Source organism: Lentzea californiensis, from assembly GCF_024648825.1.
Classification (GTDB): domain Bacteria; phylum Actinomycetota; class Actinomycetes; order Mycobacteriales; family Pseudonocardiaceae; genus Lentzea; species Lentzea californiensis.
The window spans coordinates 93,963-106,764 of the sequence record NZ_JANBBE010000004.1 but is presented as its reverse complement, the minus strand read 5'-3'; the positions used below and the strand labels follow the sequence as shown (position 1 = coordinate 106,764).

The following is a 12,802-nucleotide window of genomic DNA, read 5'->3' as shown; positions in this document are numbered from 1 at the left end:
CCAACCCGGTTCGCCCGGCGAACACTCAGCGCACGAGAGATCGGGCGCTGAGTTTCACCGCGAACGGGAATTGCAGTTCGATGATCTCCTCGCCCTCGGAACGCGCCTGCTCGGCGTAGACACCGTTCTCGAGGTGCAGGCACCGCAGCCACGGCCTGTCGTAGTCGATCATCCAGTAGTTCTCGCAGCCGACTTCCTGGAACTTCGCCCGCTTGAGTTCGAGGTCCACGTGGCGCGTGCGGGGCGACAGGACCTCGACCGCCAGCACCGGCGGCCCGATGAGCGCCTGTTTCGAGAACTGCTCGCGCCGGCCCACCACCAGGTCGGGGATGAAGACCGTGTCGTCGGCGAGCACGACGTCGACCGGAGCCGGGAGGACCTCGAGCTCCGGTGGGCAGACAGCGGTCAGCGCCACCAGCAGGCGGGCGACGACCCGCTGGTGCACGGGGCGGGGTGAGGGGCTCATGACGAGCACCCCGTCGACGAGTTCGAAACGGTGCCCGTCATCAGGCATCGCCTCCAGGTCCGCCCACGTCAGCGGTCTGCCGTGGGGAAACGTAGGGACACCACCCATGGTGCGTTCCACCCCCGTGTCGTGACCACTGCCCGCCGGACGGATCCCGGCGATGCCATTAGACAAGACTGGTCCGTTTCTCACGACTCGCAAGCCCCTTTTGGCCGACCCCGCACCACTGCACGCACACGTCCCCGTCACCACCGTCCCGCAGGGTGAGCAACGGCTGGTCCTGCCGTGGAAGGCACCACCCGGACGGAGCAGGGAGATGGTTTCAATCGAACAAGTGGCTAATTTCTGATCAATTTTCGGGCAATTTTTGATAACGCGCGCCACCCTGCCAATTGCTCGCGAATGCGACACTAACGGAATCTTGCGGGCGAGCCAAGCACTCCGTTGGAGCAATACCCCGTTCGCATTCTCGTGAATCGGTGTGATCGCGGTGGGGACGGCGTGGGGACGGCCTTCACGACCCTCGGTGGCGACACCACCGAGGGGAGCAGGGAATGCGCAGGACCGGGGACAGGGTGGCGCAGTGGGTGGCCTTCGCCGTGCTGGCGGCGGCCGTGATCACGTTGGTGGCGCTGGGGCTTTCGCTCTAGCGAGGGTCTGTCGCGCGAAAGCGAGGATCCGGGGCTGGTGGCCGCGCTCTGCGGCCTCCACCGCCTGCTCCGCGTACCGGATGGCCGTCTCCCGGTCGCCGAGCTCCAGGTGTGCGGCGGCGAACTGCTGGAACACGCGTTCGTCGCTCCACCAGCGGCGCACCTTCCCGAGCGCCCGGAACCGCCTCAGGTAGCCGATCGACTCGGCCGGCCGCCCGCCCGTCAGGGCGTCGAGCGAGAGGCAGACGTACAGCGTCATCTGACCGACGTGGTCGCGGACATCGCTCATCGCCGCCAGCACGGCTTCGTCGTCGGGCAGGTTCGTGTACTCCCTGCAGAGCCTCGCGACGTCGCGCGCCAGCGCACCCGCGGCGTCGAGGTGGCCCATCTCGTAGCGCCAGCGGGCGAAGTCGGCCAGGGCGAGCGCCTCACCCCGCCGGTCGCCGCACTCCCGGTAGCCGGCGAGCGACCGTTCCATGCAGGCCAGGCAATCGTCGTCCTGGAAGGAGTCGAAGAGCACGTGGGCGATGTTGTGCAGCGTCACCCCCACCTCGCGCACATCGCCGCGTTCCTCCATGAGTGCGGCGGCTTCCCGCATGTGCGCGAGGGCCTGCTCGGTCCGCCCCAGCTCCGCGTGGTTGATGCCGATGTTGTGCAACGCGTGCGCCACCCCGGTCGGAGTGCCCGCCTTCCGCATGAGCGCGAGACCGCGTTCGAAGTGCTCCATCGACCTGTCGTACTCACGCCGTTCGCGCGCGATCATGCCGAGCAAGCCCATCGCCGACGCCTCGCCTCGCAGGTCACCGATCTGCCGCGTTAGAGCGATCGCTTCGCGCAGGTGTTCCTCGGCCTTCGGGTTGCCGTCGTCCATGTACGCCGAACCCAATCCCCGCAAGGCTTCCGCTCGCGCCCTCAGGTCACCGAGCGCGTGCGCGGCCGCCAGCGCAACGCTCTGCACCTCGACGCGTTCCCGCCCTGATCCGCTCAGCCACAGGTAGTGCGCGAAGTGGCTCGGCAGCTGCCACGCGTGCTGGTAGTACCCCTCGTAGGCGGCCAGGTACACGGCGGCCCTGAGGTTCAGCCGCTCCGCGCCCTGCCACGCGAGGGCTTCGACCGGGTTGGCGAACACGGGCGGGTCGAGGAGGTCGGAGGTGACGGCGGAGTGGAACTTCGGACGGCTCGGCGCGATCTTCCTACCGGAGTCCTCCGCGCCGCGCAGGTAGTGGTCGAGGATCCGCGTGATCACCTCCTTCCTCTCCGCCGGGTCGACCGACGCCTTGGCGTGGTCCGCCAGCAGGTCGTGGAAGCGGTAGCGGCCGTTCTCCTTCTGCTGCACCAGGTGCGCGTCCAGGAGTTCGTCGAGCAACCGTTCGGCCTCGGCACGGGTGGCGCCGATGACGGCGGCGGTGAGGTGTGCGTCCCAGTCCTCGCCGGTGTGCAGGCCCAGGCACCGGAACAGGCGTTGCTGCTCGGGCGTGAGTTGCCGGTAGGACAACGCGAACGCGCCGGCGACGCTGCGTTCGCCCGCGGTCAGCTCCGTCAGCCGTTGCTCGGTGAGGCGGCGGACGAGGTCCTGCGCGGACCACGCCGGCCGCGTGCGCCAGCGGGCACCGACGATCCGCACGGCCAGCGGGAGGTACCCGCAGAGCCGCACCACCTCCCGGCAGTCCTCGTCCCTCCTGCCCGCGATGCTCGCCAGCAGGTTCAGCGAGTCCTCTTCGGACAGCACGTCCAGCGAGATCGTGCGGGCGGCGTCCAGGTCGACGAGGCGGCGCCTGCTGGTGACCAGCACCAGGCCCGTGCCGGGCAGCAGCGGGCGGACCTGGGCGGTGCTGCCCGCGTTGTCCAGCACCACGAGTGCCTTGCGGTGCGCCATTTCCGCTCGCCACCGGGCGGCGCGGGCGTCCAGGCCGTCCGGGATGTCCTGTGCGGGCACGCCGAGTGCCGTCAGCAGCTCCAGCAGCGCGGCCGACGGCGTGCGCGGCGCGACGCCCGCGGTGTAGGAGTGCAGGTCCACGAACAGTTGCGCGTCCGGGAAACGGGAGGCGAGCCGGTGGGCGGCGCGAACCGCGATCGTGGTCTTGCCGATGCCCGCCATGCCGTCGATGGCGGTGATCGCGACACATCCGGACGGCACGGCGGCGAGGATCTCGTCGAGGTCGGCGGCACGGCCCGCGAAGTCGGCGATGTCGCCGGGCAGGTCGTTGCGCACGCGCGGCCGGTTGTCGGCCGTGAGCACCTGCTGGTGCGCCCTCTGCAGGTCCTTGCCGGGATCGAGGCCGAGTTCCTCCGCCAGCCTGCCGCGGATGTCGTCGTACGCCTGCAACGCCTCGGTCTGCCGGTCGCAGCGGTGCAACGCCATGATCAGCTGCGCCCACATCCGTTCCCTGGCCGGGTGCTGCCGGGTGAGCGCACGCAGTTCGGGCACCAGCCGCTCGTGCCCGCCCGCGCGCAGGTCGGCCTCGATCCGGGCTTCCAGCGTCGTCAGGTACTGCTCGGTCAGTGCGGGCACGTGGTCGCGCTCGAGCGCGTCGCTGCCGATGTCCGCGAACGGGCGGCCGCGCCAGAGCGCCAGCGCCTCCGCCGGCTCCAGCCGGCCGAACCGGTGGACGTCGACCTCGTCGGGCCGCACGTCCAGCAGGTAACCGCCGGGCCTGGTCAGCACGATGCCGGGCAGGGCCTCGCGGAGGCGGCCGACCGTGGTCTGCAGGGCGTTGCGCGAACCGCCGGCCAGCTCGACGAGTTCATCGACACCGACCACCTGGCCCGGACGCAACAGCAGGGCGGCGAGCACCACGCGCCGTTTCCCCGGCGGGATGTGGAGGTGGCGCCCGTCGAGCACCACGTCCAGCGGCCCGAGCAGGCCGAACGACCTCACTGCCACTGGCCCCAGTGCACGACCTCGTCGAACGCCTTGCGCTTGCGCCGCAGCGGCGAGGCACCCTCGGAGACGCCCTCCTCCGCCGAGTGCCCGATCGCGATCATGCCGATCGGCACGTACGTGTCCGGCACGCCGAACGCCGCGCGCAACTCCGGCCACGTCTCCTTCTCCGTGCCGAAGAACACCGCGCCCAGACCCTCGTCCACGGCCGTCTGCAGGATCAGCAGCGCGGCCATGCCGGTGTCGATGTCCCAGTAAGGCACGGGCCAGCGTTCCTCGGTGAGACCGGCCCAGGCCTTGTCGGGCTGCGCATACCGGTCGAGGTAGACCTGCTTGGACGAGAACGGGATGACGACGACCGGGGCCGTCTTCGCCTCTTCCCCGCCCCACCACTCGAACATCTCGGTGAGTCGCTTCAACGGCTCGCCCTGCAGCACGAGGAAACCCTGGCCCTGCGAGAAGCCCGCCGACGGACCGCGCACGGCGTTGCGCATGATCCGCTGGATGCTCTCGTCGCTGACCGGCTCGTCGGTGAACTTGCGCACCATCCGCCTGCGGCGGACCACGTCCTGGAACTCCACCCGTACCTCCCCAGATAGGTCTTCCGACCGTAGCAGCGTCCGGGAAGGTCCACTCAGAGCCGGCGCAGCCCCGCCAGCACCCGTTCCAGCAGCATTCCGTCCGGCCTGTCGCCGCCGTAGGACGACGCCGTGCGGTGCACGTCGATCAGCCCGTGCCCGGCCATGTCGCCGAGCAGCACCTTCGTGACGCCCAGCGGCAGCCCGCGCAGGGCGGCGATCTCCGCCACCGAACGGGGCTGTGTGCACAGGGCCAGCACGTCCTGGTGTTCCGGGCGCACGGCCGTGGACGAGAACTCGTTGACCGAGACCAGGGTCTCGATCTCCAGGTGCACGTCGGACGTGGTGCGGCCGCCGGTCCACGCGTAGGCGCGCACGATCGACGACGAGTCGTATCCCGACTCCACCGAGGGCAGCGGCGGGATCTCGTCGAACGGCAGCGTCTCGTACGGGTCCGGCTCCCGGATGGGTTCCGCGGACCGCTCGGGCTTCTTCTTCTTGTTCCGCTTGCGGATCCGGTCGCTGTCGAAGCTGAAACCGCTGATCAGATCGCCGAAGTTGACCTGTTCGTCGGGCTCTCTCATAGGAGCTCTGCCCGCAGTTCAGGCGTGAGCAGCTGGCCCACCTGCCGCACGACGACGGTCATCTCGTACGCGATCTGCGCGACGTCGGCCGAGGACGACGCCAGCACCGCGAGGACGGAGCCGTCGCTGATCGAGGACAGCAGCATCACGCCCCTGTCCATCTGCACGACCGTGCGGACGACCGACTCACCGGCGAAGCACTTCGACGCCGAGTCGGCGAGGGAGACCACGCCGGCCACGATCGCCGCGAACTGCGGCGCGACGTGCGCCGGCAGCTTCGAGGACGAGATCAACACCAGGCCGTCCGCGGAGATCACCACGGCGTGCTCGATGCCGGGGGTGCGTTCGGCGAAGTTGGTGACCAGCCAGCCGAACTGGTCCACCTGCGTGCTCATCGACTCTCCTGGTTCTCGGGAAGGCCGCGTTGCACACCCCGCTGGAACGCGTCGAGGAAGCCTCGGGCCGATTCCGGCGTCTGGCGTGCGGGCGCGGGGGGAGGCTGCGGTGCGGTGGCCGGCCTCGTCTGCTGGAACCACGATGCCTGCTGCCGTTCGATCGTCTCCCCTCGGAAAGACTCCCAGGACTCCTGCCGTCGTGGTGCCAGTTCGGCCGGAACCAACACGATCGCGCGAGTCCCGGCACCTTGTTGTGCGTCCAGACGTACCACGATCTGGTGGCGTGCGGCGAGCCTGCCCACGACGAAGAGTCCCATTTCGCGGAAGACCTGGACGTCCACGCCCTCCCCCGCGGCCGCGAGCCGCTGGTTCACGCCCTCCAGTGCCTCGGGGTCGATGCCGATGCCCTGGTCGACCACGTCGATCTGCACGATGTCGCCCGCCTCGATGGACGCGCTGATCGAGACCTGGGTGTGCGGCGGCGAGAACGCCGTCGCGTTGTCGAGGAGCTCGGCGAGCAGGCGGACCAGGTCGCTCGCGACGTACCCGACGACCTCGGCGTTGGGGGCCGTGTGCACCATGACCCGCTGGTACTGCTCGATCTCCGCGGCCGCCGCGCGCAGCACGTCGGTGAGCGGGATCGGCTTGTGGAACCGCCGGGCCACGTCGCCGCCGGAGAGCACCATCAGGTTCTCGTTGTTGCGGCGCATGCGGGTGGCGAGGTGGTCGAGCTTGAAGAGGTTCGCGAGCTGGTCCGGGTCCTCCTCGTACTTCTCCAGCTCCTCCATCAGCTTGAGCTGGCGTTCGACCAGGCTCTGGCTGCGCCGCGAGAGGTTCACGAAGATGTTGCGCATGTTCGCGCGCATGCCGGCCTGCTCGATGACCGACTTCACGGCCTGCTGGTGCACCGCGTCGAACGCGCGCGCCACCTGGCCGAACTCCTCGGTCGTGTGCACCGGCACCGGCTCGATCTCGGTGCTGCCGCGCCCGGTCGCGACCATCTCGGGAAGTGTGTCCCAGGCCACGTCGAGCGCGGAGCGGCGCAGCGCGTTCAGCGAGCGCAGCAGGTAGCGGCCGACGACGAACCCGATGGTGGCGGCCAGGATCAGGCTGGCGAACAGGATCGCGGACGCCGTGCCGGCGGCGTCGCTCGACTCGTCGCGCAGGCGGTCGGCGGTGGCGCGCAGGTCGTCCTGCAGCCCCGTCACCACGCTGCCCATCGACGTGACGACGGCATCCGTCGCCCTGCTCCAGTCCGCCGCCGCGATCGGCAGCGGCCTGGGCCTGGCGGCGTTGGTGCCGTTGCCCGTGTTCGGCGCGTCCGAAGTCGGGTGCAGCACCGCGGCGGCCAGCATCGTGCGCTGGGCCTCGATGTCCGGGCCGCTGAAGTTCTTGCCGTAGACCTTCATCTGGTCGGGCGTCGCGAGGGCCGCGAACTCGTCCGCGATGTAGCCGAGCTTGACGTTCGACTCGACCAGCGCGCGGACCTCGGCGTTGGTGAGCTGGCCGCGGGTGAGCCCGGACAGCACGACGGCCTGCTGGTAGAGCACCTGGTCGCGGACGTGCACCACGTGGTGCAGACCCATCGCGGTGCGCAGCAGGGCGGCGTCGCCGAACTCGCTGGCCATCACCTCGTCGACGTCGAGCAGCGAGTCGGTGAGCTCGGTGTAGATCTTGATCACCGCGGGGATGTCGTTGCTGCTGCGGTCGCGCAACACCGTCAGGTCGCCGATGCGGTTCTGGACGTCGCTGAGGCGGGCGGTCACGACCTCGCTGAGCGAGGTCTTGCCGATCTGGTCGCGCAGTACCGCGCGGGCGTCATCGGTGCGCTTGCTCTGCTCGGAGAGGATCTCCGGGCCGGCGCCCTCGGCGACGATGCGCCGTTCCGCCTGCACGCCCTCGATCACGGGGATCAGGGCGGCACGGACCTTCACCAGTCGCTGCAGCGCCGCGTAGGTCTCGGCACGGTCGATCTGGGAGTTGATCTGCAGCACGCCGGAGCCCACCGCGATGGTGACCGGAACGATCAACACCGCGGCGAGCTTCACCGGCAGGCGCCAGTTGCGCCAGTTGACGAGCGCGTTGAACATCAGACGAAGAGCTTGGCCGCGTTCAGGAAGAGCCGGTACAGGCCGTAGGCGAGCGGCAGGCCCACCCACAGCCACGCACCGGCCAGCAGCAACGTGCTCGATCGGCTTTCCTGGGGTGAGCTCACTTCTTCACCACGCCTTCCGCGTCTTCCTTGTCAGCCGACTCGGCCGCCTCGGCCTCGTTCCACTTGGCGACCGTGGCCTCGTCGTCAGGCTTCGGCGACGGCTTCCCGGTCTCCCCGGCGGCCTCGGGCTCGTGGAACTTCGGGTCGACCGGGCGGATCAACTCGTTCGCGACGAAACCGACGACCAGCAGCGAGATCATGATGTAGAACGACGTCGCGTACAAGTCGGGTCCGACGTGACCGGCCTTCTTGCCCGCGTCCGCGATGGCGTTGACGATCAGCGGCCCGAGGACGCCGGCCACCGACCACGCGGTGAGCAGGCGACCGTGGATCGCGCCGACCTGGTAGGTGCCGAACAGGTCGCGCAGGTACGCCGGGACGGTCGCGAAGCCCGCGCCGTAGAACGACAGGATCACCATCGCCGCGATCACGAACAGCGGGGTGCTGGTCGAGCCGGCCGTCAGCAGCACCAGGTAGAGCAGTGCGCCGACGCCGAGGTAGAGGCGGTAGATGTTCTTGCGGCCCACGATGTCCGAAGTGGACGACCAGACGAACCGGCCCGCCATGTTCGCGGCGGACAGCAGTGCCACGAAACCGGTCGCCGCGGTGGCGGCCACGGGCGTCGAGGACTCCTTGAAGAAGTCGACCAGCATCGGCGCGGCCTTCTCCAGGATCCCGATGCCCGCGGTGACGTTGAAGCAGAGCACGACCCACAGCAGCCAGAACTGCGGCGTCTTGATCGCGTTGTTCGCGGAGACGTTGAAGCCGACGTTGGCCTTCGGCTTGTCCTTGAGCAGCGCCACCTTCTCCGCTGTGAACTCACGAGAGGGGAGGCGGATCAGCAGCACGCCGACGCTCATGAAGACCGCGTAGGCGATGCCGTGCACGAGGAAGGCCTTGCCGATGCCCGACGTGGTGGCGCCGAACGCCGTCAGCATCGAGGTCGACCACGGTGACGCGATCAGCGCGCCGCCGCCGAAGCCCATGATCGCGATGCCGGTCGCCATGCCCGGCCGGTCGGGGAACCACTTGATCAGCGTCGAGACCGGCGAGATGTAGCCGATGCCGAGACCGATGCCGCCGACGAGGCCGTAGCCGAGGACGACGACCCAGTACTGACCGGCCCACACGCCGGCCGCCGAGATCAGCAGACCGGAGCAGAAGGCGATCAGGGACATCAGCATGGCCCAGCGCGGGCCCCTGCGCTCGACCGTCGTGCCGAGCACGGCGGCGGAGAGCCCGAGCATCACGATGCCGAGCTGGAACGGCAGTGCGGACTGCGTTCCGGTGATGCCGAGAGATTTCTCCAGCGGCGTCTTGAAGACGCTCCAGGCGTAGGCCTGGCCAATGGAGAGATGAATCGCCAGAGCTGCGGGCGGAACGAGCCAGCGGTTCCATCCGGGAGGCGCGACCTGACGTTCGCGCGCTAAGAACCCCACTTTATCCCCAACCGTCACCAATAACGCGGACCGATCGATCCTAGGCCAGGTGCACACGTGCGACAACGGGCTTGACCAAGGCTTCAGGTGTTGCACCTGATGCAACTCGCGACCGTCCACATGATACAAAGCCTGGTTCGAACCATTTGAGACGAATGGGTGTCGGACTTTCGGTCCGGTTTCAGTCCGGTCGACGTTCGGCATTGGTCCGGTTTCGTCCGTTTCCGGGTTCTCCGCCACGTTGACTGCACACGTGAGGGCGCTACAGTGGGCGCCGCACACGAGGGGCAGGGGTACATGACCAAGGCGATCAGGTCGCCTGGCGAAGCGCAGCACGAGTACCGGGAAATCCGGGGTTTCGCGTCGTTCGACGACCCGGAGACTTTGTCGTACGTCGATTCCGACGGCACACCGAACTACGAGCTGATTCGGCAGACCGACGAATTCCGCGTCCTCCGCCGGCGACTCACGACGTTCATCTTCCCGATGACCGCGCTTTTCCTCGCGTCGTACCTGACCTTCGTACTGCTGTCCGCGTACGCGAAAGACTTCGTCAGCACCAAGGTGATCGGCGTGATCAACCTCGGGATCCTGCTGGGCCTCGGACAGTTTGTGACTTCGATCATCATCACGCTCGGTTATGCCCGTTACGCAAAGCGACGACTGGACCCGCAGCGGAAATTGCTCGCCGAGAAGACGGGCGTCGAGGAGTAAGTCATGCCCACCACCGGCAACCCGGTGCTGAACCTCAGCGTCTTCGCGGTGTTCGTCCTGATCACCCTTTACATCGTCTACCGCGTGAGCAGCCGCAACGTGACGGCGTCGGACTACTACGCCGCCGGCAGCTCGTTCACCGGCGCCCAGAACGGCGTGGCGCTGTCCGGTGACTTCCTGTCCGCCGCGTCGTTCCTCGGCATCTCCGGCGGCATCGCGGCGCACGGCTACGACGGGTTCCTCTACTCCGTCGGCTGGGTCGTCGCGTGGCTCGTCGGCCTGCTGCTGATCGCGGAGGGCCTGCGCAACACCGGCCGCTTCACCGTCGGCGACGTGCTGGCGTTCCGGATGAAGCAGCGCCCGGTCCGCGCCGCGGCGGCGAACGCGACGCTGGTGATCTCGTTCTTCTACATGATCGCGCAGATGGCGGGCGCCGGCGGCCTGATCGCGTTGCTGCTCAACGTGACCTCGAAGTGGGGCCAGGCGGTCCTGATCGCGCTGGTCGGCATGGTCATGGTGCTCTACGTGCTGATCGGCGGCATGAAGGGCACGACCTGGGTGCAGATCATCAAGGCCGTCCTGCTGCTGCTCTGCGTGACGCTGATGAGCGTCTTCCTGCTGGGCAAGTTCGGGTTCAGCCTGTCGGCGATCATGCAGCAGGCCACCGAGAACAACCAGCTCGGCGAGGCGGTGCTGGATCCTGGTGCGAAGTACGGCTTCAGCGCGATGTCCAAACTGGACTTCGTCTCGCTGGCGCTGTCGCTGGTGCTGGGCATCGCGTCGCTGCCGCACGTGCTGATGCGCTTCTACACCGTGCCGAACGCCTCCGAGGCGCGTCGCTCGGTCGTGTGGGCGACCTGGACGATGGTCATCTTCTACCTGTGCACGCTGGTGATCGGCTTCGGCGCGATGGCACTGGTCGGCACCGACAAGATCGCCGCGGCACCGGGCGGCGAGAACTCCGCCGCGCCGCTGCTCGCGTTCGAGATCGGTGGCGCGGTGCTGCTCGGCGTCGTGTCCGCCGTCGCCTTCGCCACGATCCTCGCGGTCGTCGCCGGCCTGACGCTGGCGGCCTCCGCCTCGTTCGCGCACGACGTCTACGCGAACGTGATCAAGCGCGGCAACGCCGAGCCCCGCAGGGAGATCCGGGTCGCGCGGCTGACGGCCGTGGTGGTCGGCGTCCTGTCGATCATCGGCGGCATCGCGGCGAACGGGCAGAACGTCGCGTTCCTCGTGTCGCTGGCGCTGGCGCTGGCCGCCTCGGCGAACCTGTCGACGATCCTCTACACGATCTTCTGGCGCCGCTTCAACACCACCGGCACGCTGTGGAGCATCTACGGCGGCCTGGGCTCGTGCCTGGTGCTGATCATCTTCTCGCCGGTGATGTCGGGCGCGAGGACGTCGATCTTCCCGGACGTGGACTTCGCGTGGTTCCCGCTCGGCAACCCCGGCCTGGTGTCGATCCCGTTCTCGTTCCTGTGCGGGTTCCTCGCCACGATCTTCTCCAAGCGCGAGCCGGAGATGGCCGCGAAGGCAGCCGAGATGGAGGTCCGGGCGATCTCGGGCATCGGCGCCCGGACCTGATCCGGTCTAGGCCTTCAGGTCCGGCAGCCCGGCGTAGTCGGGCAGGTCGACGCCGTTGATCGCGCGGTCGACGAGCGCCATGAGCGCGTCCATGTCGGGCTCCGGACCCGGTTCGGCGCCCGGCTCCTGGGCGGCGCGGCTCTCCACGTGCATCCTGCCGATCTCCTGGTTGGCCTCGACGAACGGGCGCATCCGCTGCTCGTAGCCGGCGAACCCGGCCTCGGGGTCCCAGCCGGCGGCGGCCAGTTCTCCCGCCAGCAGGTAGGCGCCGACCAGCGCCAGCCCGGTGCCGCCACCGGACATCGGCGACGAGCTGAACGCGGCGTCGCCGATCAACCCGACCCGGCCGGCCGACCATCGGTCCATGACCACCTGGGCGACCTGGTCGAGGTAGAAGTCCGGGCTGTCGTCCACGTGGGCGAGGATGCGCGGTGCCAGCCAGCCCAGCCCTTCCGCCTGCTCACGCAGCAAGCGCTTCTGCCCCTCGACGTCCCGGTGGTCGACGTCGAAGCCGGCCGCCGGGAACGAGAACATCGCCATCGCCTTGGTGGCGTCCTTGAGCGGCCGCAGACCGGCGGAGCGCCCGGTCACCTGGTCCTGGTAGTCGATCATCCAGCCGTCCACGCCGAACTCGTTGGGCACGGTGCAGAAGGCCAGCACGAGCCCGAGGTGGCGCAGGTAGCGCTCGCGTGGCCCGAAGACCATCGAGCGCAACGCGGAGTGCAGCCCGTCGGCGCCGATCACCAGGTCGAACCGCCGCCTCCCGCCGCTCGCGAAGGTCACGCCGACCCCGTCCGCGTCCTGGGTGAGCTCGGCGATCCGGTCTCCGAAGACGTACTCGACTCCGTCGCGGGTGTCGTCGTAGAGCACCTGGGACAGGTCTCCGCGCAGGATCTCGATGTCCGCGATGAACCCGTCACCGCCGTCGTCGTCGGCGCGGTAGGTCTCCAGCACGGTCCCGTCGGCGTCCACGGTGTACGCGCCCGCGGTGTCGGTGCAGGCCGCGCGCACCGCCTCGGTCAGCCCCATCCGCTCGATGACCTCCTTGGCCACCCCGCGCGCGTCCACCGCCTGACCACCGGGCCGCAACCCCGGAGCCCGCTCGACCACGGTCACCTCGGCTCCGCGCCGCCGCAACCAGTGGGCCAGCGCGGGTCCCGCGATGCTCGCCCCCGCCACCAACACCTTCGTACCGCTCACCACAGCCCCGTTCCCCCGTCCGACGACGGTCCGGAGTGTACGGTGATCGCGCCTCTCACAGCCGATTTCTTCAATGCCGCAATACATTCACAGCAC

Annotated in this window: 10 protein-coding genes and 1 pseudogene; 2 read left to right on the top strand and 9 right to left on the bottom strand. The window is 68.9% G+C overall.

Annotated features, from left to right (window positions below; genetic code table 11):
• Positions 1-25: 25 nt before the first annotated feature.
• The 8 genes and pseudogenes from LX88_RS17395 to LX88_RS17360 all read right to left on the bottom strand — a co-directional run.
• Positions 26-574 (bottom strand): Uma2 family endonuclease, encoded by a 549-nt coding sequence (locus tag LX88_RS17395; RefSeq protein ID WP_258948835.1) that lies wholly within the window; start codon positions 572-574, stop codon positions 26-28.
• Between the two features lie 510 nt (positions 575-1,084).
• A complete protein-coding gene (locus LX88_RS17390) occupies positions 1,085-4,000 on the bottom strand; it encodes an AfsR/SARP family transcriptional regulator (RefSeq protein ID WP_258948834.1) in 2,916 nt (971 codons plus the stop codon).
• The gene (locus LX88_RS17385; RefSeq protein ID WP_258948833.1) at positions 3,991-4,578 is read right to left on the bottom strand and encodes a nitroreductase family protein; all 588 of its coding nucleotides are present in this window, start codon (positions 4,576-4,578) and stop codon (positions 3,991-3,993) included. The genes LX88_RS17390 and LX88_RS17385 overlap by 10 nt, the downstream gene beginning before the upstream one ends.
• Positions 4,579-4,631: 53 nt before the next feature.
• Positions 4,632-5,159: a DUF742 domain-containing protein gene (locus tag LX88_RS17380; protein WP_258948832.1), complete on the bottom strand. Its 528-nt coding sequence runs from the start codon at positions 5,157-5,159 to the stop codon at positions 4,632-4,634.
• Positions 5,156-5,554 (bottom strand): roadblock/LC7 domain-containing protein, encoded by a 399-nt coding sequence (locus LX88_RS17375; protein WP_090007991.1) that lies wholly within the window; start codon positions 5,552-5,554, stop codon positions 5,156-5,158. The genes LX88_RS17380 and LX88_RS17375 overlap by 4 nt, the downstream gene beginning before the upstream one ends.
• Positions 5,551-7,644 carry a sensor histidine kinase gene (locus tag LX88_RS17370; RefSeq protein WP_258948831.1) on the bottom strand — a complete coding sequence of 698 codons (2,094 nt, stop codon included), beginning with the start codon at positions 7,642-7,644 and terminating at the stop codon, positions 5,551-5,553. Before LX88_RS17370 ends, LX88_RS17375 begins: the two co-directional genes overlap by 4 nt.
• The gene (locus LX88_RS17365; protein WP_258948830.1) at positions 7,644-7,769 is read right to left on the bottom strand and encodes an MFS transporter small subunit; all 126 of its coding nucleotides are present in this window, start codon (positions 7,767-7,769) and stop codon (positions 7,644-7,646) included. The genes LX88_RS17370 and LX88_RS17365 overlap by 1 nt, the downstream gene beginning before the upstream one ends.
• A 116-nt stretch (positions 7,770-7,885) precedes the next feature.
• Positions 7,886-9,208 (bottom strand): annotated as a pseudogene (locus LX88_RS17360) (OFA family MFS transporter); the annotation flags it as partial.
• Positions 9,209-9,505: 297 nt separating this feature from the next.
• On the opposite strand from LX88_RS17360, the gene LX88_RS17355 reads away from it, so the two are divergent.
• Both LX88_RS17355 and LX88_RS17350 read left to right on the top strand, forming a co-directional pair.
• On the top strand, positions 9,506-9,922 hold the full coding sequence (locus LX88_RS17355) for a DUF485 domain-containing protein (protein ID WP_258948828.1): 417 nt from the start codon (positions 9,506-9,508) through the stop codon (positions 9,920-9,922).
• Positions 9,923-9,925: 3 nt separating this feature from the next.
• Complete coding sequence (locus tag LX88_RS17350) at positions 9,926-11,506, top strand: monocarboxylic acid transporter (protein ID WP_258948827.1); 1,581 nt, start codon at positions 9,926-9,928, stop codon at positions 11,504-11,506.
• Between the two features lie 6 nt (positions 11,507-11,512).
• On the opposite strand, the gene LX88_RS17345 is transcribed toward LX88_RS17350, so the two are convergent.
• The gene (locus LX88_RS17345; protein ID WP_258948826.1) at positions 11,513-12,706 is read right to left on the bottom strand and encodes an FAD-dependent monooxygenase; all 1,194 of its coding nucleotides are present in this window, start codon (positions 12,704-12,706) and stop codon (positions 11,513-11,515) included.
• Positions 12,707-12,802: the final 96 nt, after the last annotated feature.